Raw genomic sequence first — 23,998 nt, 5'->3', positions numbered from 1 at the left:
TGTCCGAGGTTTGTCCGGCCTCCGGGAAGGGGTTCGGCAGTCGCGACCCGCATGCTCCGTCCGCTGATGTCGTGAACCACGTCGAGGGGGACGGAAATGACGACGGATTTGTGGGTACGAGGTCCGGTCGGGCTCGGCGCCGGGACCCGGGTCACCCGGCCGCGGTGTCGCGTCGTGCTGGTGGTGGTCCCCACCGTGACCGCGGGGACCCGGTTGCTCGACGTGCTGTCCCTACTGGAAACCGATCTGCGGGTCCAGTTGGTGTTCACGGTGCCGCACACGACGGAACGGTGGCACGGCGTCGAGGAGTTCGTGCGCGGCCTGCACGGCCTGGTCATGCCGTGGCACCAGGCGGTCTCGCAGCGGTTCGACCTCGTGCTCGCCGCGAGTCACCGTCACCTCGCCGAGGTGCACGGCCCCATCCTCCTCGTCGGGCACGGCGCCGGCCGGGTCAAGCCGCGTCGGTACAGCCGGAAAGCCGGCGGAGCCGGCGAGCGCACCACCGGCGTGGACCGGGAACTGCTGACCTTCCGCGGGCGCGTGCTGCCCGCGGTGCTCGGGCTCGCCACGGAAAGCGAGGTGGACCTGCTACGGGAGCGGTGTCCCGAGGCGGTGCCGAACGCTGTGGTGGCCGGCGACGTCTGTCTCGACCGGATGCGGGCGAGCAGGCACCTGCGCGAGGTGTACCGGCAAGCGCTCGGGGTGACGCCGGAGCGGCGACTGGTCGTGGTCAGCACGACGTGGTTCACCGATTCCGCGTTCGGCCGGTCGCCCGAGCTCTACCGGGCGGTCGTCAACGCGTTGCCCGCCCAGCGCTTTGCGGTCGCGGCCGTGCTGCACCCGAACGTCTGGGCGGTGCACGGACGCCGGCAGGTCACCGCCTGGCTGGCCGGTGCGGTGGCCGACGGCCTGCTGCTGATTCCGCCCGGGTCCGGGTGGCAGGCGACGATGCTCGCCGCGGACTGGGTGATCGGCGACCACGGCTCGACCACCGGTTACGCGGCCGCGACGGGATGTCCGGTGACGCTCGCGTCCCGGTGCGAGCAGCCGCAGGAGGGGAGTGTCGCCGATGTCGTCCGTACGCACACGCTGCCGTTGGACTGGGCGCGTCCGCTGGCCGGACAGGCCGAAGCGGCCTGGAGCCGGGTGGGCCGGCTCGCCGTCGAGGTGACGCAGGCGATCACGTCCCGTCCGGACCGCTCGGCGGAGCTCCTGCGGGCCCAGATGTACCGGTTGCTGGAACTTTCGGCTCCGGCTGCGCCGGCAGTCCTGCCACTGTTGCCCGTTCCGCGGCCGTTGCCGGGGTGGGTGGCATGACCGGGCCGCTCCCCACCGAACCGGCCCCCGGAGTGTGGCGGATCCGGATCCGGTGCGCGCCGGACAGGGGAGTCACACTCGTCGTGGTTGATGCGGACCTCGCGGCCGGAACCTGGCCGGAGTGCGCTGACGTCGTCCTGGCGGGCGGTCACGGATCACCGTGCGCCGCCTCGGCCGCGGCTCGCCGGGTGGCCGGCGAGCACCCCGGTGCGGTGGCGGCCCTGGCCTGGCATCGGGATACGGCGTCGATCTTTGCTTGGCTGAACCGGGGGCCGACGTACGGGGCGGACTCCCGGTCAGTCTTCTGGGGGAGCGAGTTCGGCTGCCCGCGGATCCCCGAGCCGGGCGTACAGGAGCCGAGCTTCCGCGCGGTGCTCATGCGCCTGATCGAGGTCGTCGTGACGAGTTTCGAGGTCGGCCAGGACAGAGAGGATCTCGGCGGTGTAGTACGGCGAGTCGAGTGCCCGGACAACACGCAGCGCATCGGCTAACCGGCTTCTCGCGTGTTCGTACCGGCCGTGGCGGTCGTGCAGGCGGGCCAGGGCCGTGACCGCCCGGGCGTGCTGGTTGGCGTCGCCGACCTCGGCCATGGTGTCGGCGGCCGCGGTGAGCTCGGCCTCGGCCTCCTGATCCCGGTTCAGCTCGATCAGGAGCTCGCCCCGGCGACGGCGAGCGAGCGCGACACCGCGGGGGCGGTCGATCTCGGCGTGCAGTTCGGCGCTGCGCCGGTACAGCTGGAGCGCTTGTTCGAGGTCGCCGCGCCGGCGGGCCGCTCGGGCCAGCCGGGAGACGGCGGTCGCGAGCGTGGGTCCGTCGTTCTCCCGCTCGCCGATCTCCAACGCGACGGCGTGCTGGGCGTCCGCCTCCTCGAGCCTGCCCAGCTGGTCCAGCGCGAAACCGAGCTGACTGCGCAACCGCGCCTCGACGAGTGGCAGGCCGCATCGCCGAGCGGAACCGATGCCGAGGGAGGTGAGGGCGAGGAAGGGTTCGTAGTCGCGGTTGTGGAGGAAGAACCCCCAAGAGCCCTCGCACAGCCGCCACACCTCGGAATCCCAGCCCTGCGCGGCCGCCTCCCGCGTGACGGCTCGGATGACCTGGTGATCCCGGCGCCACCACCGGATCGCAAGGTCCCGGTCGGGGAAGATCCGCGCGGCCGGCTCGTCGAGGGTGGCGAAGCGCGGCCGGAACGGGTGGATGAGCTCGTCCGCGGCGAGGACCCGGTCGAGGTGCCAGCGGGTGAACGCCAGGAGCACCGCCGAGTGCTCTTCCGGCGTCGTCTCGCGCTCGTACCGGGTCCGGGCGTCGTCACGGACCACGTCGTGCCGGCTGACCACGTCTCCGTGATCGCTCAGCAAGTTGGCCTCGACCAGCTCGTCGATCTGGCCTTCGACGCTGTCGGCCGGCGTGGCGAGGAGGTGGGCCAGCGCGTCGAGCGCGATATGGGTCCCGGGAAGTGCTCCGCAGAGGCGGTAGATCTGCGCCGCGGCCGGGGTGAGTGAGTCGTAGGACGCGTCGAAAACCGCCTTGTGCGGCCCTCCGACGCCCGCACCGCGGCCACGGACCTCCCTGGCGATGTTCCGCTCGGGACGGGCTCGCAGGCGGGCGCCGACGACCGAAATCGTCAGGGGGATGCCACCGCAGGCGCGGAGGAGTCGCCGGGTGGCGACGGGGTCCGCGTCGAGCCGTCCGGCGCCGGCGCGCGAAGCCAGCAGGGTGCGTGCGGCGTTCTCCCCGAGTGGTTCGACCGGAACGATGTCCGCACCGTCCAGGCCGAGTCCGCTGAGCTGGGAGCGGCTGGTGACGAGCACGAACGCGGTGGACGCGGCCGGCAGCAGGGTGCGGACCTGCGCGGCGAAAGCTGCGTTGTCGAGCAGCAGTGCGAACGTGCGGCCGGTGGTGTGGGCGCGGAACAGCGCGACGCGCTCGGCCGTTCGGGCCGGGATGCCGGACGCCGGGATGCCGAGCGCGGCGAGGAAGCCGTGGAGCGCGATGCCGGGGGACTCGGGACCGTCGTCGTCGGCTCCCGAAGCGAAGCTCGTGTACAGCACACCGTCGGGAAACGCGTCCCGGCGCGTGGTGAGCCAGTGCACGGCGAGCGCGGTCTTCCCGACACCTCCGACGCCGGTCAGCACGACGATCCGGGGGTGTTCCCGCAGGTGTTCCCGCAAGGCATCGAGCTGTTCGAGCTCCGGCTCCCGGCCGACGATTCCGGGTGGGGGCGGCGGCAGCTGAATCGGTCCCGGCCGTCCGGCGCGATGTCCCGGCTGAGGATGCGTCATGGTTCCCCCTCCCGTGGCCACCCCGCCCTCCGGTCTACCTGTTCGCCGGATGCCGTGGGCGGTAATGTGAAAATCTGCACACCACGGTGTGATTAATCCATTGTGGACTATCACTGTGCGTCGACCGGAATGGTCGGATTTGTTTACTCAGTGCGTTTGCCTTCCCCCACGTGGGCGCATGGGAACGCGATTTTGTTGCAGCAAGCGATAGATCTTCCCGTACGACACTTCGTGAGCATCGGCGATTTCGCGCACGGTTGCGCCGTCGAGGTAGGCAGCCACGACCTCCTCGCTGTCGAGGTCACGTTTGATGCCGCGTCCGACAGTGGGAAGGTCGGCGCCGTTCTGCCGGAGCAATGACCCGGTCCAGTTGAGTGACAGGCCGTACTGTTGCGCGATCTGGGTGATGCTGGCGCCGTTCCGCCAGTCCTCCACCATGCGGCGGTTACGGTCGGTGCGCCGCGCGGCTTCCGGATCAGGTTGTTCCGGCATGTCCATGCGCGTGCTCCCGAGGCGGTCGCTGGCGTCGTGCTCGGACGTTGATTATCTCATCGCGCCCGGCGAACCAGAGAGCGCCGGGCAGGTGAAATCGAAAGTCGTGAGCTTCGTGTGCACCTGCACGATCCGATTGCATGCATCTCAGCGTTGTTGTTCGTGCCGTTGGACGGAAGTCCCTTGATCGAGGTGAGTTGGGGGCCTTCGCTCGGCCATCGTGGGCGGACATGATCCGTATGGTCGGTGCGGAAAACGAGGCCGTGGCGGCGGCTTGTCGCCAACCCGTTTTCGGGAATCTCACAGTGCGGTTCTTGTGGTTCGGTGGACAGCCGGGACCTTCGAAACCCCAACGGGTGAACGGGTTCGCGGCGATTTCCGCTCCGCGAACCCGTTCCGCTCACCAGTTGCGGACCGCGGGGGCATAGCCTTCCGGTTTGTCGCCGATCTTCAGGCCCGGGCTCACGATCCAGTTCTGGTACTGGGCCGTGAACATCCGGTACACCGACGCCGGCGGGACCGCGCTCGCCTCGTCCAGTACCGCCCGCAGCTCGGCCGGGATCTCGAAGTCCAAGGCCGCCATGCTCTTGCCCAGCTGATCCGCGCTGCTCGCGCCGACGATCGCCGACGCGATGCCCGGCTGGGTTGCCACCCAGTTGATCGCCACCTGGGCCATCGTGACGCCCAGCTTGCTCGCGACCTCTTCGAGGGGCTTCAGCAGCTGCCAGTCGCGCTCGGTCCAGGTCTGGCCGTCGCCGAGGCGGCCCGTGCCGCCGTCGCGGTACTTGCCCGTCAGGAAGCCGCCCGCCAGGGGGCTCCACGCCGTGACGCCGAGGCCGAGGTTCTGTCCCATCGGGACGTGCTCGGTCTCGATTTCCCGCTGCACCAGCGAATACGGCAGCTGCAGGTTGACCATCGGCGCCAGCGAGTGCGCTTCGGCGTACGTTTGCGCCTTCGCCGCGTACCACGCCGGTACGTCGGACAGGCCGGGGTAGCGGATCTTGCCCGCGCGGACGAGGTCGTCGAGCGTGCGGACGACCTCCTCGACCGGGGTGAGCCGGTCCCACGTGTGCAGCAGGAAGAGGTCGACGTAGTCCGTGCCCAGCCGGCGCAGCGACGCCTCGAGCGCGCGGATCATGTGCTTGCGGCCGTTGCCGCCCGCGTTGGGGTCGCCGGGGTCGACGCTGTTGGTGAACTTCGTGGTGAGTACGACGCGCTCGCGCACGTTCGCTTCGGCGATGAGCTTGCCGAGGATGGTTTCGCTTTCGCCCGCGGTGTAGAAGTCCGCTGTGTCCACGAAGTTGCCGCCCTCGTCGAGGTACTTGCGGAAGATCGGGCGGACCTCGTCCTCGGTCTTCCCGTAGGCGGCGTGGAAACCGCCGGTGCCGAAGTTCATCGTCCCGAGCGCGAGCCGGCTGACGCGCAGGCCCGAGCGGCCGAGGAGGTAGTACTGATCGAGTGCCATGACTTCAGCGTGCCGACCGGATTTTGGACCCGCAAGTCCAGTCCGCGAGCGCCCCAATGTGGCCTTCGGTGCGTCAGACGCACCGAAGGCCGCCTTGGGTGCGTCAGACGCAACCAAGGCCACATTGGGGCGCTGGGGACTCAGCGACAGTGGTAGCTCGACGCTGTCGCCGGGTCGCCACCCGTGTAGCGCGAGACCGACGGGAGGGGGCACAGGTTCCGGGTCTTGCCGTCCGCGGACGCCGCCGTGAGCGTGGCCGGGGCCTTGCCGCGCTCCACCCAGTCGACCAGCTGCCCGAGCGCGTTCGTCGGCTCGGGACCGCCGCCACCGAAGCAGTGCTCGACGCCCGGCGCCGGGAACAACCGGTAGAAGTCGTTCACCCGCTGCGCGCCTCCCATCGTCCGCTCGACCTGCCGGCGGTAGGACAGCGTGCCGCCCGGCGGGATCAGCTGGTCGTTCGCGCCCACGAACGTGATCAGCTTGCCGCCGGCGCGGCGGAACGCCGACAGGTCCGGGTCGGACGTGCCGATGACGGCGTCGTACTCCCGCACCGACTGGCGGAACAGGTCGGCGAACTGGCCGTACGTCAGCTTCGACGTGTCGAAGCCGGCCTGCTTCTCCAGGAACGACTGCACCCACTTGACGGCCACCGGGAAGCCCGGCGCGACCAGCGTCCCGTCGGGGCCGGGCGTCGTGCCGGCCAGCCAGGTGAAGTCCGCGCCCTTGGGAAGCCCGGCCCACAGCCGGCGGCCGTGCTCGTCGGTCGGCCCGGCCCAGATCTTGCGCATGACCTCGGCGTCCGCCGCCGTCACGGTGAACTCCTGGCCCTCGCAGACCACCTTCGTGCCGACCAGGCTGCGCGGGTCGTAGCTGCACTCGTCCGGCCGGTCGACGATGCCGTTGGTGACGCCGTCACGCGCGTCGCACGCCTGGACCGCGGCCGTCCGGAACGCCGAAAGCACGCAGGTGCTGGGGAAGTCGTGGCTCTGGTTCATGACGATCTGCGGCCACAGCGTCGCGACGGCGAACTGCGTCCAGTCGACGGCCGGGGCGTTGGCCAGGACGCCGTCGAAGTCGTCCGGGTAGTTCTGGGCCTCGGAGTAGCCCTGGCGGCCGCCGGTCGAGCAGCCCGTCCAGTACGAGTACGCCACCGGGCGGTGGTAGTACCGCTGCGTGACGGCCTTGCCGATCAGGGCTTCTTCGTGCACCGAACGGGTGGCGAAGTTGGTCAGGAGCGTCTGGTCGACGTCACCGTCGGCGGTCAGCGCCCACGACGTGTCGAGCCCGTCGAGGGACACGCCCGCGTCGGTCGTCACGCCGGTGTAGCCATCCTTGACGGCTTGGGCGAGCCCGTCGAAGTTGCCGGCGGCGTAGGCGCTGCCGCCGAGGGCCTGGAGCCGCCCGGTCCAGCCGGTGTCGGGCAGGGCCACGGCGACCTTGACGTGGTCCTGGCCGGAGTGCGTCAGCGTCACGGTGAGCTGGCAGTACGTGGTTTTGTGTTCGGCCGTGACCGACTCGATCTTCGCGCCGGCCGGGGCGGGCACCGAGACGGCGGCGCACGCCGGTGTCGCGGCCGAGGCGCTCGGTGCGAGCGGCACCAGGCCGGTCAGCAGGAGCGGCACGGCGGCCGCCAAGAATCGGGGAATGCGTCTCATCGGTTCCTCTGGTCGCTTTCGTCCGATGTGGACAGGACGCTGCCGAGCATGGCGGCCGGCGGGCGGCGGCCGCGCCCGTCGGATGACGCTGTCGATGTACGTCACTCGGCTGTGAGCTGCGGAAACCTGCGTTGGGTAAGGTCGGTTCCATGGCGTTGCACGGGCGGGAAGCCGAGCTGAAGGAGCTGGGCGAGCTCGTCGACGGTCCCGAAGACCGCAGCGGCGTCGTCCTGCGCGGCGAAGCCGGCATCGGGAAGTCGGCGCTGGTGGCCGAGACCGCGGCCGCGGCGTCGGTCGCCGGGCTGCGCGTGCTGCGGACGGCCGGGGCCGAGGCCGAGCGGAACCTCTCGTACGCCGGGCTGCACCGGCTGCTCCACCCCGTCCGGGCGGGGGTGGCGGAGCTGCCGGCGCCGCAGCGGGACGCGCTGCGCACGGCGTTGGGGCTGGCGGACGTCGGCGAGCCCAGCGCATACCTGGTGGGGCTGGCGGCGTTGACGTTGCTGGCCGAGGAGGCGGCCGCGAAGCCGCTGCTGCTGGTGGCGGAGGACGTGCACTGGCTCGACCGCGAGAGCGCGGACGTCCTGGCGTTCGTGGCGCGGCGGATCGAAACCGAGCCGATCGTCCTGGTGGCGACGCTCCGCGAGGGAACTCCTTCGCCGCTGCTGGACGCGGGACTGGCGCCGATGGTGCTCGACCGGCTGGGGGCGGACGAGGCCGCGGATCTGCTGGACGCGGTCGCGCCGCACCTCGCCCCGGCGGTCCGGAGCCGGCTGCTGACCGAGGCGGCGGGGCACCCGCTGGCGTTGACGGAGCTGCCGCTGGGGCTGGCGGACTTCGACGGGCTCGACCCGGTGCTGCCGCTGACGGAAAGGCTGGAGCGCACCTTCACGGCCCGAGTGACGGGGTTGCCGGCGGCGACGCGGATGGCACTGCTGGTGGCGGCGTTGAACGAAACGACATCGCTGGCCGAGACATTGACGGCGACGGGCGCGCTCCTGGCAACGGCCGCGGCCGGGGTGCCGGCTTCGGGCGGCGAAGCCTTGCAGGCTGAACGAGCGTCCGCCGCCGAGGCCACCCTCGCCGATCGCGCCACCGGCCCCTGCCTCCGTGTCGAGCCGGAAATCTTCACCCCCGCCGTCGAAGCGCGGCTGGTCGAACTCTCCGCCGGTGCCGTCACCTTCCGGCACCCCCTCATGCGCTCCGCCATCCCCGCCGCCGCCACGCCGGCCGAGCGGCGGCGGGCCCACCTCGCCCTCGTCGAGGCCCTTCGCGACCAGCCCGATCGGCGCGCCTGGCACCAGGCCGCCGCGACTGCCAGCCCCGATGAGACCGTCGCCGGGGAACTCGATCGCGCCGCCGAACGGGCCCGGTACCGGGGTGGGGCCGGGGCCGCCATCGCCGCTCTCGAACAGGCCGCGCGGCTCAGCGAACAGCCCGGCCACCGGACTGAGCGACTTCTGAAGGCCGCCGAGCTGGCCGTCGAGTCCGGGCGACGGGAGACCGCCGAACGCCTGGTGCGCGCCGCCAACCCCGTCGGCAAGCACCACCGGGCCACCGCGAGCCGGCTGCTCAGCGAGTTCGAAGACGGTGTCCGGGAAGATCCCGCCCGGGTGGCCGAACTCGCCGTCACCGCCGAGGCCGTCGCCGCCGAGGGGGAAACCGCCGCCGCCCTGCGAATCCTCTGGAGTGCCGCCATGCGGTGCTTCTGGACCGAGCCCGGCGGTGCCGCCCGGAAAGCCCTGCTCGACGTCGCCGACCGGCTGCCCGTCCCCGACGACGATCCGCGCGTCGTGGCCGTCACCGCCTATGTCGCGCCGTTCGAACGCGGCGATGTCGTCATACGCCGGCTCAAGAAGCTCGCCGGCGAGACCGGCGCCGACCCCGAAGTCGACCGGTACCTGGGCAGCGCCGCCCTGCAGGTCGGCGCCTTCGACCTCGCCGCGCGGTTCTCCGCGGCCGCCGCGCCGGGGCTGCGGGCCCAGGGCCGGCTCGGGCTGCTGCCGCGGGCGCTGGCCGTTCAGGCGTGGAGCCGCGTCCGGCTCGGCGACCTCGCCGCGGCCGTGCCGGTCGCCGCCGAAGCCGCCCGGCTCGCCCGGGAGACCGGCCAGCCGTTCATGTACGGCCTGGCCACCGCCGTCCAGGCCGAGATCGCCGCCCTGCGCGGCGACCACAAGCAGGCGAAGACCCTCGCCGCCGAGGCCGAACGCGCCGGGCTCGCCGCGGGCGCCCGGCCGGTGCTCGCCACCGTCCAGCTCACCCGCGGGCTCACCAACCTGAGCGAAGGCCGCTTCGACGACGCCTTCGCCGACCTGCGCCGCCTGCTCGACCCGGCCGACCCCGCCTACCAGCTGGCCCTGCGCGCCTACTGCGTCGCCGAGCTCACCGAGGCCGCGGTGCGCTGCGGGCAGACCGACGCGCTGCGCGACATCCTCGCCGAGCTGGAGCCACTGGCGAAGCGCACGCCGTCGCCCGCCCTGCACCTCGGGCTGCGGTACGCGCGAGCCGTGCTCGACCCGTGTGACGAGCGGTTCGCCGAAGCGCTGCGGGCCGACCTGACCGGCTGGCCCGCCGAACGCGGCCGCGTCCACCTGGCCTTCGGCGAGTGGCTGCGGCGGCAGCGGCGCGTCGTCGAATCGCGGACGCACCTGCGCACCGCCCGCGAAACCTTCGACGCCCTGGGCATGACGGCCTGGGCCGAGCGGGCGCGGGCCGAGCTGCGCGGCGCCGGCGAGTCGAGCCCGAACCGCGGTCCGGACGCGCGGGAGAAGCTGACCCCGCACGAGCTGAGCATCGCCCAGCTGGCCGCCGACGGGCTGACGAACCGCGAGATCGGGCAGCGGCTGTACCTTTCGCACCGGACCGTCGGCACGCACCTGCACCGGATCTTCCCCAAGCTGGGCGTGAGCTCCCGCGCCGACCTCGCCGGGACGCTGAAGACCCTCGAAGGGTGACGTACACCGGCTGCGTCACCTGACGGGCGCGAAGGTCACCGAACCGGCTCTAACGTCGTGAAAGTCCCACGGTCTTTCGCACAGGAGTCACGATGATCAGCAGGAGAAGGTTCGGGCAGGCGTTCGCGGCCGGACTGGCGGCGACCTCCTTGGCGGCCTGCTCGTCGAACGCCGCCCCCGCCGCGGCCCCCTCGGCGTCCCCGGCCCCCGACCTGCGGGCCGGCTCCGGCGAGCACACCTCGCTCGGTGAGGTCAAGCACGCCGACGCCGGGGTGCTGAACATGGCGTACTACGAATCCGGGCCGGCGACCGGGCAGCCGGTCGTGCTGCTGCACGGCTGGCCGTACGACCCGTACAGCTGCGTCGACGTCGCGCCGATCCTGGCCGCGGCCGGCCACCGGGTGATCATCCCGTTCCTGCGCGGCTACGGCCCGACGACGTTCAAGTCGGCGCAGACCGTCCGCAACGGGCAGCAGGCGGCGGTCGCGCTCGACGTCGTCGCGCTGATGGACGCACTCAAGATCGACAAGGCCGTTCTCGGCGGCTACGACTGGGGCGCGCGGACGGTCGACATCATCGCGGCGCTCTTCCCGGAACGCTGCGCGGCCGTCGTCGCGGTGAGCGGGTACATCATCACGAACCTCGCAGCGAACCAGAAACCCCTGTCCCCGCAGGCGGAACTCGGCTGGTGGTACCAGTACTACTTCGCGACCGAGCGCGGCCGCGCCGGCTACGCGGCCAACCGCCACGACTTCAACAAGCTGATCTGGAAGACGGCCTCCCCGGCGTGGCACTTCGACGACGCGACCTACGACCGCAGCGCGGCGGCGTTCGACAACCCCGACCACGTCGACATCGTCGTCCACAACTACCGCTGGCGCCTGAGCCTCGCGCCGGGCGAGCCGCAGTACGAGGCGTACGAACGGAAACTCGCGACGGGCCCGGCGATCACGGTCCCGGCGATCACGATCGCCAGCGACTTCGACGGCGCGGCCAAGGACGGCCAGGCCTACCGCGCGAAGTACACCGGCAAGTACGAACACCGGATCCTCGACGGCATCGGGCACAACGTCCCGCAGGAAGCCCCGCGCCCGTTCGCCCAGGCGATCCTCGACGTCGCCCGCGGGTAAGCCGTGAATGTCGCATTGAGGGACTCTGAGTCTCTCAATGCGACATTCACGGCTTTGGGATCAGGCGACGTCACTCATGTACGTCACCGTTCCCCAGCCGCAGCCACCGGCCGACACCGATGCGATCGAGGAACCGTTCGTCGTGGCTCACGACGACGAACGCGCCGCGGAACGCCGTCAGTGCGCTCTCCAGCTGGCCGGTGCTGACGAGGTCGAGGTTGTTCGTCGGCTCGTCGAGCAGCAGCAGCTGCGGTGCCGGTTCGGCGAACAGGACGCAGGCCAGCGTGGCGCGCAGCCGTTCCCCGCCCGAGAGGACACCGACCGGCAGGTGCACCCGTGAGCCGCGGAACAGGAAGCGGGCCAGCAGGTTCATCCGCTGCGCCGGCGGCACCGCGGGGGCGGCCGCGGCCAGGTTCTCGGCCACCGTGCGGTCGTCGTCGAGGAGGTCGAGCCGCTGGGAGAGGAACGCGATCCGGCCGTCGGCCCGCGACACGGCACCGCCGTCGGGCTCGAGGTCGCCGTTGATCAGCCGCAGCAGCGTGGACTTCCCGGCGCCGTTGGGGCCGGTGAGCGCGATCCGCTCCGGCCCGCGGATCGCCAGGTCGACGCCGCCGGGGAACAGCCCGCGCGCCCGCAGGCCCTCGCCGAGGAACAGCGTGCGGCCCGCCGGGACCGCCGTCTGCGGTAGCTCCAGGTTGATCTTCTGCTCGTCGCGCCGCGCGCGTTCGGCCTGGTCGAGCTTGGCCTTGGCCGCGCCGACGCGGGCCGCGTGGGTGCCGTCCACTTTGGCCGCTGACTCCTGGGCGTTGCGTTTCATGGTGCCGGCGAAGATCTTGGGCAGTCCGGCGTTGCCGAGGTTGCGTGACGCGGTGCTCGCGCGGCGGGCGGCGCGTTCGCGGGCTTGCTGCATCTCCCGCTTTTCGCGCTTGACCTCCTGTTCGGCGTTGCGGATGTTCTTCTCGGCGACGTCGCGCGCGGCTTGGACGGCCTCTTCGTAGGAGGTGAAGTTGCCGCCGTGGAACCGGATGTCGCCGCGGTCGAGCTCGGCGATCCGGTCCATCCGGTCGAGCAGTGCGCGGTCGTGGCTGACCACGACGAGGCAGCCGGGCCAGTCGTCGAGCACGGTGTACAGCCGGTGGCGGGCGTCGAGGTCGAGGTTGTTGGTCGGTTCGTCGAGCAGCAGGACGTCCGGTCGTGTGAGCAGCTGCGCGGCGAGTCCGAGCGAGACGATCTGGCCGCCGGACAGCGTGCTCAGCGAGCGGTCGAGTGTGACGTCGAGGCCGAGCCGGTCGAGCTGGGCGCGCGTGCGTTCCTCGATGTCCCAGTCGGTGCCGATGGTGGTGAAGTGCGTTTCGGCGGCGTCACCGGATTCGATGGCGGCGATGGCGTCCAGGATCGGTGCGACACCGAGGACTTCGGCGACGGACGGCTCCCCACTCAACGGCAGGTCCTGGGGCAGGTAGCCGAGGACGCCGTCGGCAGTGACGCTGCCGGACGACGGCCGCAGGACGCCCGCGACAAGCTTCAGCAGGGTGGTCTTGCCGGAGCCGTTGGGTGCGACGAGGCCGGTGCGGCCGGCGGGGAAGGTGGCGGAGAGGTGGTCAAAGACGGGGGTGTCGTCGGGCCAGGAGAAGGACAGGCCGGACAGCACGATTTCGGACATGGTGAAGACCTCGAAGTGGTGCGAAGCGAAAAGGGGACGTCGAAAGCGGCCCGCGCCGGCACTGCCGGGGGCCTGCACACTCCGGAGCTATCCGGAGATGTCGACGTCACCTGCCACGATGGTCTCCTCCACAAGGATCTTCACTTCGACGATAGCACCCGGGGCGATCCACCCGCGAGCAGTCCTATGTGGATGGTGCCTTGCTCAGGTCCACCACGCAGAAGCGGTTGCCGTCCGGGTCGGCGAGGACGACGAAGTCCGGCTGGGCGGGGTAGTGGTCCCAGTCGACTTCGGTGGCGCCCAGGCCGACGAGCCGGGCGACCTCGGCCTCCTGCTCCGCCGTCGTGTCGACGAGCAGGTCGAGGTGCACGCGGGGATACGGCTCGACCGGCGACTCGCTGTACATGAGCCCGAGCGCGTGCCCGGAGCCGTCGGCGTGCTCCAGTGTGCGCCACCGCTCACTGGCCCACTCCTCGCTGACGACGAGGTGCAGCGCCGCCGACCAGAAGGCGGCGGCGCGCGCGACGTCGGCGACGCCGACCACCGGAAACCCGAGGCGGAGCACCATCAGTGCCCCTGGATCTCCGGCTCGGGGTACCGGCCCCGGGCACGGTCGATCGCCGTCGTCGCGATGGCCGCCGCGATCATCGCGACGCCGAGGGCCAGGTGCAGCCAGTCGTCGGCGTTGTCGACCGGGATGAAGTTGGCCGGGCTGTCGTGGTCCATCGCCAGGCCGAACACCCACAGCAGCACGTAAACGCCGCCGCCGATCATCAGGAACGCCCGCGAACCGCCGTTCCCACGCGAAGCGATGAGACCGAGCACCCCGAACACCAGGTGGACCAGGTTGTGCAGCACCGACACCGTGAACACGCCGAACAGGCGCGCCCCCGATTCGTGGCCGGCGAAGTGCAGGTCCGCGTACCCCGCCGTGATCCCGGGCACGAACCCCAGCACCCCCACCACCAGGAACGCCACCCCGAACACCAGGGCCGCGGTCCGCGCCGCGCTTCGCCGTGAACGGACTTCCGTCGTCATGACCACCTCCGCATGTCCCGAGCCGGTCGGCTACCCGGCCCGGGCGCGGACAAACCGGTCAGGATCCGGGCGGAGACCACGGCCGGGACACGCTCAGGCGAGTTCGGCCGAAACGACCGACGGCAGCTCGCGCAGCGCGTCGAGCAGGGGTTCGGTGTCCTCGGCGGCCAGCAGGACGGCGCAGACCATGCTGCTCTCGCGGACGCCGTCCTTGATGTCGACGGACAGCTCGTGGACGAGGTGGCCGCCCAGCGCGCGGACCAGGGCCGGGATCTCGTCGGCGCCGCCGACGAAGTACGTGGCGATGCGGCGGCGCAGCAGCATCGCCGAGCGGGCCGCGGGAAGGGCGAAAGACGTGGACATGGCTGATCTCCCGATGAGAAGAAGGAACGAGATCGGGGCCAGGTCCCGAGAAGACGCGATCGACGACGCTGCGCGCCGGCGACCTGGGTTCAGCCGGCGCGCCGGGTTACGAGTCGCGAGGACGTCATGAGGCGCTGCACGGCGACAGGCTAACACGCGCGCCGCTCACGAGGACCGCCACCCGATCGGGGAGGCCGCTGACCGGGTCGCGGGTAGCGCAGCCGGTCCGGAACGCAGTGAATGACTCATTCCTGGCGTCCGACGCAGTGAATGGGTCATTCACTGCACCGCGCCCGGTCAGCTGGCCCGGATGACGCCCAGCCCCAGCGGGGTGATCTCGTGGATCTGCGACTTCCCCGACCGCGCGCTGGTGATCAGCCCGCTGGCCCGCAGCACCGACGCGTGCTGGCTGGCCGTCGCCAGGGAGACGCCCGTCAGCCCGGCCAGCTCGCTCGTGTTGCAGCTCGTGATCGCGACCGTCACCAGCACCCGCGCCCGGGTCTGGCCGAGCAGCGCCGCCAGCGACGGGCCGGGCTCCGCGTCGCTGTCGAAGCGCGTGTGGCCGATCGAGTAGACCAGCGCCGGCGGGCGGCCCGGGTCCTTGTACGTCGTCGGCATGCCGTGCGCGAAGAACGCCGGGATCAGGCGGAGGCCGCGGCCGGCCAGGTGCAGCTCCTGCTCGATCGGGAAGCGCACCCGCAGCACCGGTGGTGCCCACGTGACGTCCGGGTGGACCGTCGAGAGCAGCAGCTGCGGCCCGCCGCGGTCCAGGCTCGCCTGCAGCCGGCGGCGGTCGCGGGCGACCGCGCGGCGGACCGCCGTCCAGTCCGGGGCCACGCACCGGCGGTAGTAGTCGTGCAGGGCGGTGCCGAGCCGGTGCAGCTCACGGGTCTCGCCGCCGGCCAGCCGGTGCAGCCACGGCGCGACGCGGGTGCCCTGCGCCGCCAGCTCGCCGATGTCGGCGGCCAGGGCCGCCGGGGGTGTCTCGAGCACCGCCGAGATGCCGTCACCGATCGTGGCGTGCCCGGCCGGGGTGAGGAAGTCCGGGCAGTACCCGTACGGCGGCACGGCGGACATCACCAGCCGCCCGGACTCGGGCACCGCGGAGCGTGACCCCTTGCGCCACCGGCCGAAGAACGGCTCCCCCTCCGGACGCCGGATCCGGTAGCTGCTCATGAGCAGCTCCCACATCGGGTCGGCGTCCTCGGCGATGGTCACCTTCGCCAGGTCCGCGTCCGTGAAGTGAATCTTGAGCATCGACGTACCGCCCTTTCCCCGGGGAGGATAGCCGCAGGTGACGCGCGGTTTCGCGGTTGTGTGACCGAGGACGTTTCGACCAGGTGTGAAACCACCTCGGGCCGGTTGACGCCGCTCGGGCGCGACTGGCACCTTCAGGCCCGCACGGCCGCCGACGATGTCGCGTGCCGGGTGCGGACCGGCTGGGGGTCGGTCCGGCCACCGACCCCCTGACCGTCCGAAGTAGACGATGCCGGGCGGCGTGGACGGAAATTCACGGACTCCACGGGGAATCCCGGTGGCTCGCTCACCTTCCGCTCACCCTCCGCGAAGGCGGAATGCCGGTCCGTCGAAGCTCACCCTGTGTAGCTGGTGCGTACGGGGGAAACGTCCGGCGTTCCTTGACAGCACTGCTGCCTCCCGGGTTATGTCTCCGGTCTGAATTCCGTGGAAAACATCGCGGAAATCGTTCTCGGGCCACCGGTACGAATCGAGCCACGCCACCGATGAAAGAAGACGAACCGCTTCGCCGTCGTTCCAGCACGTCGTGGAATCCCGGCAGCTGGCGGCTGCGCACCAAGATCTCCGTCGTGTTGTTGCTGCCCGTCCTGGTCGCGCTGCTGCTGGCCGGCGGGCGCGTGCAGGCCGAGCTCGACCAAGCGGGCGCGCTCAGCGGGGTGCGCGACCAAATGCCGGTCGTGCAAGGGATCGCCGAGCTCACCGGGCTCGTCGACGACGAAATGATCCACGACGGCGGGGCCGCGCAGACCGCCGCGGTCGACGCGAAAGCCGCCGTCATCCGCCACGACGCCGAATTCGCGCAGCTGGAACCGCAGCTTTCCCGGACGCTGGAAGATCAATTGGGGAAATTGGCCGGCCTGCGCCAGCAGGACGGTTCCGCCGGCGCCAAGACCCCCGCTTACCACGACTTCGTCGTCTCGCTGAGTGAAGTGATCCCCCGGATCGTCGCCCAAGCCGGAAATGCCGATCTCGACGCCTCGGCCGATATCACGAAAGCATTGCCGCAGCTGAGGGCGACGCTCGCCGGGCAGGAGGTCCCGGACGGGCGGCCGGCGGACGCGCTCGCCGCCACCGTCGCCGAGGAGTCGGTGCTGACCGGGCAGATCCGCCGCGCCCTGCCCACCGGTGCGGTGGCCGCGCGGTTCGCCGCCGCCACCATCCCCGGCGCCGGCGGGCCCGCGGCCAAGCGCGCGGCGCTGGGCATCATCCTGGCCGACCAGGTGAAAACGCTTTCGGACGCGGTCGGGGCGCGGACCAACGTCACCCGGTCCGACGCGCTGCGCGACGCCGCGCTGGTGCTCGCGTCGCTGCTCGGCGCTCTCGCCATCGCCCTCGCCGTGGCCCGCTCGGTGGTCGCCCCGATCCGGCGGCTGCACGCGGCCGCGGTCGACACCGCGCGCCGCCGGCTGCCCGCCACCATCGAGCGGATCCGGGAGGGCGACGACGTCGACTGGCAGGCGACCGAGCGGCTCCCCGTCGACTCCGAGGAGGAGATCGGCCAGCTGGCCCGCGCCTTCGACGACATGCACCGGCAGGCGGTGCGGCTGGCCGTCGGCGAGCAGGCCGAAATGCGCATCCAGGTCAGCGAGATGTTCATGACGCTGTCGCGGCGCAGCCAGTCGCTGGTGGAGCTGCAGCTGTCGGTGATCGAGGACCTCGAAGCCGACGAGCAGGACCCGCAGCGGCTGGCCGAGCTCTTCCAGATCGACCACATCGCCACCCGGCTGCGGCGCAACGGCGAAAACCTGCAGGTCCTCGCGGGCGGGCGGCCGGTGCGCCGCGACATCGGGCCGGTCGCGACGGTCGAGCTGCTGCGGGCCGCGACGTCGGAGGTCAAGGACTACCAGCGCGTCACGCTCGGCAACGCGCCCCGCGGGTCGGTGCAGTCCGAGGCCGCCGCCGACGTCGTGCACATCCTCGCCGAGCTGCTGGAGAACGCGATCCGGTCGTCCCCGCCGGACCAGCAGGTCGTGCTCACCGCCGACCGCGGCTTCGACGGCGGGGTGCTGATCGAGGTCGTGGACGCCGGCCTCGGCATGACCCGCGAGGACCTCGAAGCGGCGAACGCCCGGCTCGCCGCCGGCGCCTCGGTGAGCCCGGAGACCACCCGCCGGATGGGCCTGTTCGTGGTGAGCAGGCTTGCCGCCTCGCACGGGATCACCGTCCGGCTGCGGTCCACGAGCACACGGACCGCGAGCGCCGGCATCACCGCCAGCGTGCACGTCCCCGGCGTGCTGATCACGGTGGACCTGCCCGTACGGCCCGGGGTGCCGGGGCTGCCCGAGCAGGCCGGCAACGGCGTCGCCCGGCCCGAGCCGGAACCCCGGTGGCCCGTCGAAGAGCCCGCCGCCGTCGTGGCGCCCCCGCCGATGCCGACGCCGATCTTCGACCAGATGCTGTCGCACTGGTTCGCCGACGACCGCGCGAAACCGGCCCGGCCCGGCGAGTGGACGACCCCCGCCGACGACGTCCGGCAGGCCGCCGAAGCGGCGGTCGGCACGCTGGACGACCCCGAGTTCACCGAATCGGGCCTGCCGACCCGCCAGCCCGGCGCGCAGCTCGCCCCGGGCTCGGTCGCCCCGCGCCAGCCGCAGCCGCCCGACTCGTCGTTCCGGGACCCGGCGGCGGTGCGCAACAACCTTTCCCGGCACTACAGCGGCATGCGCGCGGCCCGGCACCGGGTCGCGATCGACCCGAAGGGCCCGTCATGAGCACGAGCACGCGGCAGGAAGGAGCAGATGTGGTCGACCAGTCCCGGAACTGGCTGGTGTCGGCGTTCACGCAGGAGGTCCCCGGAGTCGCGCACGCCGCGCTCGTCTCGGCGGACGGCCTGCTCGTGGCGGCCAACGACTCGATGCCGCGCGACCGGGCGGACCAGCTCTCGGCGATCGCGTCCGGCCTCGCGAGCCTCGCGCTCGGCACGGCCGACCTGTTCACCGCGGGCCGGGTGGTGCAGTCGGTCATCGAGATGGAGCAGGGCTTCCTGCTGCTGATGAACGTCGGTGACGGCTCGAACCTGGTGGTGCTGGCCAATCCCGGCTGCGACATCGGCCTGGTCGGCTACGAGATGACGCTGCTCGTCGACCGGGTCGGGAAGAGGGTCGAGACGCCGGTGCGGCCCGGCCTCGAAGCACCGGCCGCACCGGGGGCGAGCAGGTGACGGAAGGCCGGCGACGCGAGGGCGGGCGGCACGCGGCTTCGCTGGCCCGCCCGTACGCGTGGACCGCCGGTCGCACCCGGCCGAGGGTCGACCTGGCGGTGGAAGCCCTGGTCGAAACGACGGCGGACGGGCGGACGGCTCGCTTCAGCCCGACCGACCCGCTGGCCGCGGTGACCCAGCTGTGCCTGCACCAGCGCTCGGTGGCGGAGGTCGCGGTGCACCTGGGCGTGCCGCTGGGCGTGGCCCGGGTGCTCATCGGCGACCTGCTGGTCGCCGGCCGGGTGTCGATCCGCGACACGCTCACCGCGGACGCCTCCTTCGACGAACGCAACGACCTGCTCGAAAGGGTCCTCAGTGGACTACGTGCACTCTGACAAGCGGATCACCTCGGCCAAGATCGTGGTCGCCGGGGGGTTCGGGGCCGGCAAGACGACCTTCGTCGGCGCCGTCTCGGAGATCGACCCGCTGCGCACCGAAGCGGTGATGACGGCCGCGGCCGCCGACGTCGACCGGACCGAAGCGGTGCCGGGCAAGGTCGCCACGACGGTGGCGATGGACTTCGGCCGGCTCACCCTGGCCGACGACCTGATCCTCTACGTGTTCGGGACGCCGGGCCAGCACCGGTTCTGGTTCATGTGGGACGACCTCGTCTGCGGCGCGGTGGCGGCGATCGTCCTGGTCGACACGCGCCGGCTGGCGGACTGCTTCGCGTCGATCGACTTCTTCGAGTCGCGCGGGCTGCCGTTCCTGGTGGCCGTCAACCAGTTCCAGGACACCCGCCAGCACCCGCCGGAGCAGGTGCGCGAAGCCCTCAAGATCCCGGCGGAGGTCCAGGTGGTCACCTGCGACGCGCGTTCGCCGGAGTCGACGAAAGAGATCCTCATCGCCGCGGCGGAGTACGCGCTGGCCGCGTTGCACGCCCCGCGCCGGCAGCAAGCCTGACAGGAGCACGGAAATGCACATGGACCACGACGACTTCGCGATGGGCCACTGGCTCGTCGTGCTCGCGTACCTGACTTCGGTGGTGGGGTGCGCGCTCGGGCTCGCCTGCACGCTGCAGGCGCGGACCACGGACAACGCGCGGACCCGGCTGACCTGGCTCGCGCTCGCGGCGGTGTCGATCGGCGGGGTCGGCATCTGGGTCATGCACTTCATCGCGATGCTCGGCTTCTCGACGCCCGGGCTGCCGGTGCGGTACGACATCGTGCGCACGGCGCTTTCGGCGCTGCTGTCGGTGTCGGCGGTGTTCTGCGGCCTGCTGGTGTTCGGCGTCCGCAACCGGTTCGCCTGGAAGCGGCTGCTGCTCGGCGGGCTGCTGACCGGGCTCGCCGTGAACGTCATGCACTACACCGGGATGTGGGCGGTCCGGATCAAGGGGACGATCAGCTACGACCCGACGCTGGTCGCACTGTCGGTGGTGATCGCCGTCGTCGCGGCGACGGCGGCGCTGTGGTTCACCGTCGGGCTGGACAAGCTCCTGCCCCGCCTGGTGGCGGGCCTGGTGATGGCGGCGGCGGTGACCGGGATGCACTACACGGGCATGGCGGCGGTCCGCCTCCACCTCGACCCGGCGGCGCCGGACCCGGTCGGCACGGAGGTGTTCTCGTTCCTGTTCCCGGTGTTCGTGCTGGCGGCGCTGGCGATGGCGGTGCCGATCTGCGCGGTCCTGATGGCTTCGTCGAGCTCGGACGCGGCCCGCCACACGACGCTCGTCCCGTGAGGTGATGCAGTGAATGACTCATTCCTGGCGCCGGACGCAAGGAATGAGTCATTCACTGCACCGGCGATCGGTCAGTCCGATGTGGATACCGGGAACCGGTCCGCGCTGAAGTGCACCAGAATCGCCTTCGCGCTGGCGCAAATCTCGTCACCTGCGCGAAGCGTGCCGGTTGCGTGCAGCTTCCGGCCGTCACGACGCTCGAGCCGGCCCTCCGCGACGAGCGGCACCGCGTACGGCGTGCCGCGGTGGTAGTCGATCGTCAGGGACGCCGTCATGCCGGGGTAGCCGGCCGCCGCGGTCGCGCGGCCCAGGACGTGGTCCAGGACCGCCGCCACCCAGCCGCCGTGGACGCGTCCCGGCGGTCCTTCGTGCGCCGCGCCGAGGAGGACTTCGGCCCGGACCTCCGCGGGCCCGATGTGCGTCCACGACAACGGTGGTGCCAACGGGTTCCCGGGTCCTTCGAGGGGGTTGTTGACGCTGAGGTGGCCGCCGCCCTCGAGGGCGGCGAGCAGCAGCGGTGGCGAGCCGCCGGTCGCGCGCAGGGCGGCGGTGACCGCCTCGACCCGGCTCGCGGCGGCGGCGAGGTCGGCGTCGTCGCCCGCGCACACGGAAGCGTCGATCAGCTCGCGGATCCGGGATCCGAGCAGGGCGCGCCCGGGCGGCACGCCGTCGACGATCGGGAAGGTCATCGCGCCCCCAAAACTAGAACGTGTTCCACGCTACCAGGTCGGGCGGGCCGTCACCCCGCCGTCGACGACGAGGTCGTGCCCGGTGATCCAGGAGGCCAGCGGGGACGCCAGGAAGACGCACGCGTTGCCGACGTCGGCCGGGGTGCCCAGCCGGCCCAGCGGGGCGGCGCGGTGCCACCGCTCGACGCCTTCGGGCCAGTCCCGGTCCAGACCCGGACGTGAGATCAGGCCGGGGGACACCGTGTTGACGCGGATCCCGAGCGGCCCGTACTCCAGTGCGGCGCCGCGCGCGTGCATGACCAGGGCCGCCTTGGCCGCGCTGTAGTGGACGTGCCCGGACGCGGGCTGCCGGGCTTCGATCGATGCGATGTGGGTGACGCTGCCGCCCTCGCCCAGCAGCCGTGCGGCCGCCTGCGTGCAGGAGAACGCGCTGGTCAGGGTGCTGTCGAGCATCGCCTGCCAGCGCTGCGCCGTCAGGTCCGCGAGAGGCTCGGCCGGTTGGACGCCGGCGTTGTTCACGAGCGCGTCGAGCCGGCCGCCCCAGTCCGCGACGGCGGCCAGCAGCGCGTGGCAGGCGTCGTCGTCGGTCAGTTCGGCGGAGAACGCGCGGGCCCGCCCGCCCGCGGCCTCGATCGCCGCGACGACGTCGTCGCCCGCGCCGGGACGCCGGTGGTGCACGGCCACCGCGCTGCCCGCTTCGGCGAACCGCAGCGCGATGCCGCGGCCGAGGGTGCCGCTCGCGCCGGTGACGCAGGTGACGGTGCCGGAGAGGTCGGGGAGGTGGCTCGGCACGCGCCGATCGTAGCCCGGGTGCGCCCGGCGGGCGTTTTTCCCGGATTTCGCGGGTATCGTGCCCGCATGATCTCGCCGGTGCGGACCGCACTCACCCTCGTCGCACCGGCGCCCTGGTGGGGCCTTCCGGTGATCGCCGGGGCCTTCCTGCTCGCGGGCGCGCTGCTCGCGTTCCTCGCGATCGCGGTGAGCGACCGCCGGAAGCTGAACCGGGAAGACCGCCGCCGGTGGGACCGGGAGATCCGCGACACCTACCTCGAGATCACCCGGCAGCTCGCCCGGATCACCGCCTTCCGGTACCAGGCGCTCACCGACGAGGACGACCGCCGCCTGCGGTACCAGGCCGGCGCCGACGCGCTCGCGGGCATGCGGGAACAGGTCGCGATGCTGGAGGTGATCGGGACGCCGGCGCTGATCTCCCGGGCGCACGAGCTGGAGGACCGCAGCGGCGCGGTCGTTTCGCTGTGGCACGAGCTGATCAACCCCGGAAAACCCGAGTACCGGGCCCTGAACACGGCTCGCAACGAGTTCCTGGACGCGGTGAAGGACAGTATCCGGGTGGAGCAGTACCAGCCCCGGCCGTGACGCCGGCCCGGTGCGCGGGGCGGCCCGGCGCCGTACCTTGTGGGGCATGGCCGACACCGAGCGTTCGAAGTTCGCCGAGCTCCTGCAGGAGCAGATCCGGCACGAGTTCACCGCCGCGCAGCAGTACGTCGCCCTCGCCGTCTGGTTCGACGGGCGCGATCTGCCGAGGCTGGCGAAACGCTTCTACCGGCAGTCGATCGAGGAGCGCAACCACGCGCTGGCGATGGTGCGGTACCTGCTCGACCGCGGCCAGCCGGTGGCGATCCCGGGCAGCGGCGACGTCCGGAACGACTTCTCGAGCGCGCACGAGGCGATCGAGCTGGCGCTGGAGCAGGAACGGGCCGTGACCGCGGACATCGAGGCGATGGCGAAGGCCGCGCGGCTGGCGGAGGACTACCTCGGCGAGCAGTTCGTGGCTTGGTTCCTCAAGGAGCAGGTGGAGGAGGTGGCCCGGATGTCCACGCTGCTCACGGTCGTCGAGCGCGCCGCCGACAACCTCTTCGAGGTCGAGAACCACCTGTTCCGCGAGGCGGCCGCGGAGACCGGGGACGCGCCGGACATGCCGCCGGTCGCCGGCGGGAAGCTCTGAGGAGCTACGGTGCCGATCCGACCACAGGTCACGGCCGAACGACTTCCGTAGCTACGGTTGCGTGCCGCTCGGAGGCGGCCTGCTTTGGTCGGATCAGCTACATCGCGGCGGTCAGCCACATCGCGAGCCGGAGCGTCTGGCTCAGCACCACCGCCAGCAGGCCGAGCCGGGCGATGCGCTTGCGCCGCTTGACCAGGCCCGCGACGAGCACGAAGAGCCCGAGCAGGAGCGCGGTCAGGGCGGCGAACACCGCGGTGCCCGCGCCCGCGGCGACGACCACCGAGGCGGCGCGGGCGACCTTCCGGCCGGCGGGAGGTTCGGCGACGGTGGTGGGCGGCGGGGCAGGACGCCCATCCCGAAGGAGGTCCGGTCATGGCGGCGGTACGGCCCGGGCGGGTCATGCGAGCGGTCTTCCGCGCGCCGGTGCGCGTGTACGACCGCGGCTTCGGGTGGGTGTTCGGCCGGCGGTTCCTCTGCCTGACGCACGTCGGCCGCCGGTCGGGGCGGACGTACCGCACGGTCCTGGAGGTGGTCGGCGCCGAGGACGGCGAGTACTTCGTGGCGGCCGGGCTGGGCGCGGGCGCGGACTGGTACCGCAACGTCCGCGCGCGGCCGCCGGTCGAGGTGGGCCGGCGCCGGTTCGTGCCCGGGCACCGGGTGCTGGACGAGAACGAGGCGGTCGCGGTGCTCGCCGCGGACGAGCACCGCAACCGCTGGGTGGCGCCGATCCTGCGGCGGGTGCTGAGCAAGCTGCTGGGCCGGCGGTACGACGGAAGCGAAGCCGCCCGGCGGCGGATGGCCGGGCAGCTGCCGATCGTGGGATTGCGCGAAGGCTGATCGAAGCCGGCGGAAG

23 protein-coding genes are annotated in these 23,998 nt (G+C 72.0%); 11 read left to right on the top strand and 12 right to left on the bottom strand.

What is annotated here, in order from left to right:
- The first annotated feature begins 96 nt into the window (after positions 1-96).
- Positions 97-1,317 (top strand): hypothetical protein, encoded by a 1,221-nt coding sequence (locus tag ACZ4TR_RS20175; protein ID WP_465288467.1) that lies wholly within the window; start codon positions 97-99, stop codon positions 1,315-1,317.
- A 296-nt stretch (positions 1,318-1,613) separates the two neighbouring features.
- Here ACZ4TR_RS20175 and ACZ4TR_RS20170 read toward each other — a convergent pair whose 3' ends face one another.
- The 4 genes from ACZ4TR_RS20170 to ACZ4TR_RS20155 all read right to left on the bottom strand — a co-directional run bounded on the left by ACZ4TR_RS20170 (position 1,614) and on the right by ACZ4TR_RS20155 (position 7,208).
- Positions 1,614-3,596 carry a tetratricopeptide repeat protein gene (locus ACZ4TR_RS20170; protein ID WP_465288466.1) on the bottom strand — a complete coding sequence of 661 codons (1,983 nt, stop codon included), beginning with the start codon at positions 3,594-3,596 and terminating at the stop codon, positions 1,614-1,616.
- Between the two features lie 147 nt (positions 3,597-3,743).
- Entirely contained in the window at positions 3,744-4,094 is a 351-nt protein-coding gene (locus tag ACZ4TR_RS20165; RefSeq protein WP_465288465.1) for a helix-turn-helix domain-containing protein, read from the bottom strand.
- A 394-nt stretch (positions 4,095-4,488) separates the two neighbouring features.
- Positions 4,489-5,553 carry an aldo/keto reductase gene (locus ACZ4TR_RS20160; protein WP_465288464.1) on the bottom strand — a complete coding sequence of 355 codons (1,065 nt, stop codon included), beginning with the start codon at positions 5,551-5,553 and terminating at the stop codon, positions 4,489-4,491.
- A gap of 140 nt (positions 5,554-5,693) precedes the next feature.
- Positions 5,694-7,208, bottom strand: a complete 1,515-nt coding sequence (locus ACZ4TR_RS20155; RefSeq protein WP_465288463.1) for a tannase/feruloyl esterase family alpha/beta hydrolase — start codon at positions 7,206-7,208, stop codon at positions 5,694-5,696.
- Positions 7,209-7,357: 149 nt separating this feature from the next.
- Here ACZ4TR_RS20155 and ACZ4TR_RS20150 point away from each other — a divergent pair, with 149 nt between their 5' ends.
- Together ACZ4TR_RS20150 and ACZ4TR_RS20145 are read left to right on the top strand one after the other, a co-directional pair.
- Entirely contained in the window at positions 7,358-10,159 is a 2,802-nt protein-coding gene (locus ACZ4TR_RS20150; RefSeq protein WP_465288462.1) for an AAA family ATPase, read from the top strand.
- A gap of 92 nt (positions 10,160-10,251) precedes the next feature.
- Positions 10,252-11,289 carry an alpha/beta fold hydrolase gene (locus ACZ4TR_RS20145; protein ID WP_465288461.1) on the top strand — a complete coding sequence of 346 codons (1,038 nt, stop codon included), beginning with the start codon at positions 10,252-10,254 and terminating at the stop codon, positions 11,287-11,289.
- Between the two features lie 70 nt (positions 11,290-11,359).
- Here ACZ4TR_RS20145 and ACZ4TR_RS20140 read toward each other — a convergent pair whose 3' ends face one another.
- From ACZ4TR_RS20140 to ACZ4TR_RS20120, 5 genes are all read right to left on the bottom strand, one after another.
- The gene (locus tag ACZ4TR_RS20140) at positions 11,360-12,952 is read right to left on the bottom strand and encodes an ABC-F family ATP-binding cassette domain-containing protein (protein WP_465288460.1); all 1,593 of its coding nucleotides are present in this window, start codon (positions 12,950-12,952) and stop codon (positions 11,360-11,362) included.
- Between the two features lie 184 nt (positions 12,953-13,136).
- Complete coding sequence (locus ACZ4TR_RS20135) at positions 13,137-13,520, bottom strand: VOC family protein (RefSeq protein ID WP_465288459.1); 384 nt, start codon at positions 13,518-13,520, stop codon at positions 13,137-13,139.
- Complete coding sequence (locus ACZ4TR_RS20130; RefSeq protein ID WP_465288458.1) at positions 13,520-13,990, bottom strand: DUF4383 domain-containing protein; 471 nt, start codon at positions 13,988-13,990, stop codon at positions 13,520-13,522. The genes ACZ4TR_RS20135 and ACZ4TR_RS20130 overlap by 1 nt, the downstream gene beginning before the upstream one ends.
- 93 nt (positions 13,991-14,083) lie before the next feature.
- Positions 14,084-14,353, bottom strand: coding sequence for a hypothetical protein (locus ACZ4TR_RS20125; protein WP_364527184.1), 270 nt, complete (start codon positions 14,351-14,353; stop codon positions 14,084-14,086).
- Between the two features lie 297 nt (positions 14,354-14,650).
- The gene (locus tag ACZ4TR_RS20120) at positions 14,651-15,610 is read right to left on the bottom strand and encodes an ArsR/SmtB family transcription factor (protein ID WP_465288457.1); all 960 of its coding nucleotides are present in this window, start codon (positions 15,608-15,610) and stop codon (positions 14,651-14,653) included.
- Positions 15,611-16,095: 485 nt separating this feature from the next.
- Here ACZ4TR_RS20120 and ACZ4TR_RS20115 point away from each other — a divergent pair, with 485 nt between their 5' ends.
- Genes ACZ4TR_RS20115 through ACZ4TR_RS20095 form a run of 5 tightly spaced genes read left to right on the top strand, consistent with a single transcriptional unit; the run spans position 16,096 to position 20,490 of the window.
- On the top strand, positions 16,096-18,321 hold the full coding sequence (locus ACZ4TR_RS20115) for a HAMP domain-containing sensor histidine kinase (protein WP_465288456.1): 2,226 nt from the start codon (positions 16,096-16,098) through the stop codon (positions 18,319-18,321).
- On the top strand, positions 18,318-18,770 hold the full coding sequence (locus ACZ4TR_RS20110) for a roadblock/LC7 domain-containing protein (protein WP_364527175.1): 453 nt from the start codon (positions 18,318-18,320) through the stop codon (positions 18,768-18,770). Before ACZ4TR_RS20115 ends, ACZ4TR_RS20110 begins: the two co-directional genes overlap by 4 nt.
- On the top strand, positions 18,767-19,144 hold the full coding sequence (locus ACZ4TR_RS20105; RefSeq protein ID WP_364527172.1) for a DUF742 domain-containing protein: 378 nt from the start codon (positions 18,767-18,769) through the stop codon (positions 19,142-19,144). The genes ACZ4TR_RS20110 and ACZ4TR_RS20105 overlap by 4 nt, the downstream gene beginning before the upstream one ends.
- Positions 19,125-19,712: a GTP-binding protein gene (locus ACZ4TR_RS20100; RefSeq protein ID WP_364527169.1), complete on the top strand. Its 588-nt coding sequence runs from the start codon at positions 19,125-19,127 to the stop codon at positions 19,710-19,712. The genes ACZ4TR_RS20105 and ACZ4TR_RS20100 overlap by 20 nt, the downstream gene beginning before the upstream one ends.
- Positions 19,713-19,731: 19 nt before the next feature.
- The gene (locus ACZ4TR_RS20095; protein WP_465288455.1) at positions 19,732-20,490 is read left to right on the top strand and encodes an MHYT domain-containing protein; all 759 of its coding nucleotides are present in this window, start codon (positions 19,732-19,734) and stop codon (positions 20,488-20,490) included.
- Between the two features lie 71 nt (positions 20,491-20,561).
- Here the strand turns inward: ACZ4TR_RS20095 and ACZ4TR_RS20090 are convergent, their stop codons facing one another.
- Both ACZ4TR_RS20090 and ACZ4TR_RS20085 read right to left on the bottom strand, forming a co-directional pair.
- Positions 20,562-21,179 (bottom strand): PaaI family thioesterase, encoded by a 618-nt coding sequence (locus tag ACZ4TR_RS20090; protein WP_465288454.1) that lies wholly within the window; start codon positions 21,177-21,179, stop codon positions 20,562-20,564.
- Between the two features lie 30 nt (positions 21,180-21,209).
- Complete coding sequence (locus tag ACZ4TR_RS20085; RefSeq protein ID WP_465288453.1) at positions 21,210-21,971, bottom strand: SDR family NAD(P)-dependent oxidoreductase; 762 nt, start codon at positions 21,969-21,971, stop codon at positions 21,210-21,212.
- A 66-nt stretch (positions 21,972-22,037) separates the two neighbouring features.
- Here ACZ4TR_RS20085 and ACZ4TR_RS20080 point away from each other — a divergent pair, with 66 nt between their 5' ends.
- Together ACZ4TR_RS20080 and ACZ4TR_RS20075 are read left to right on the top strand one after the other, a co-directional pair.
- Positions 22,038-22,556 carry a hypothetical protein gene (locus ACZ4TR_RS20080; RefSeq protein ID WP_465288452.1) on the top strand — a complete coding sequence of 173 codons (519 nt, stop codon included), beginning with the start codon at positions 22,038-22,040 and terminating at the stop codon, positions 22,554-22,556.
- A gap of 46 nt (positions 22,557-22,602) precedes the next feature.
- Positions 22,603-23,145 carry a ferritin gene (locus ACZ4TR_RS20075; protein WP_465288451.1) on the top strand — a complete coding sequence of 181 codons (543 nt, stop codon included), beginning with the start codon at positions 22,603-22,605 and terminating at the stop codon, positions 23,143-23,145.
- A 97-nt stretch (positions 23,146-23,242) separates the two neighbouring features.
- Here the strand turns inward: ACZ4TR_RS20075 and ACZ4TR_RS20070 are convergent, their stop codons facing one another.
- Positions 23,243-23,425, bottom strand: coding sequence for a hypothetical protein (locus tag ACZ4TR_RS20070; RefSeq protein WP_465288450.1), 183 nt, complete (start codon positions 23,423-23,425; stop codon positions 23,243-23,245).
- Between the two features lie 92 nt (positions 23,426-23,517).
- Between ACZ4TR_RS20070 and ACZ4TR_RS20065 the strand changes: the two genes are divergently transcribed.
- Entirely contained in the window at positions 23,518-23,982 is a 465-nt protein-coding gene (locus ACZ4TR_RS20065) for a nitroreductase family deazaflavin-dependent oxidoreductase (protein WP_465288449.1), read from the top strand.
- Positions 23,983-23,998 lie beyond the last annotated feature (16 nt).

This window comes from Amycolatopsis sp. NPDC028719, from assembly GCF_055565395.1.
Note: the sequence above shows the minus strand (reverse complement) of the source record. Positions and strands in the feature narration are given on the sequence as shown.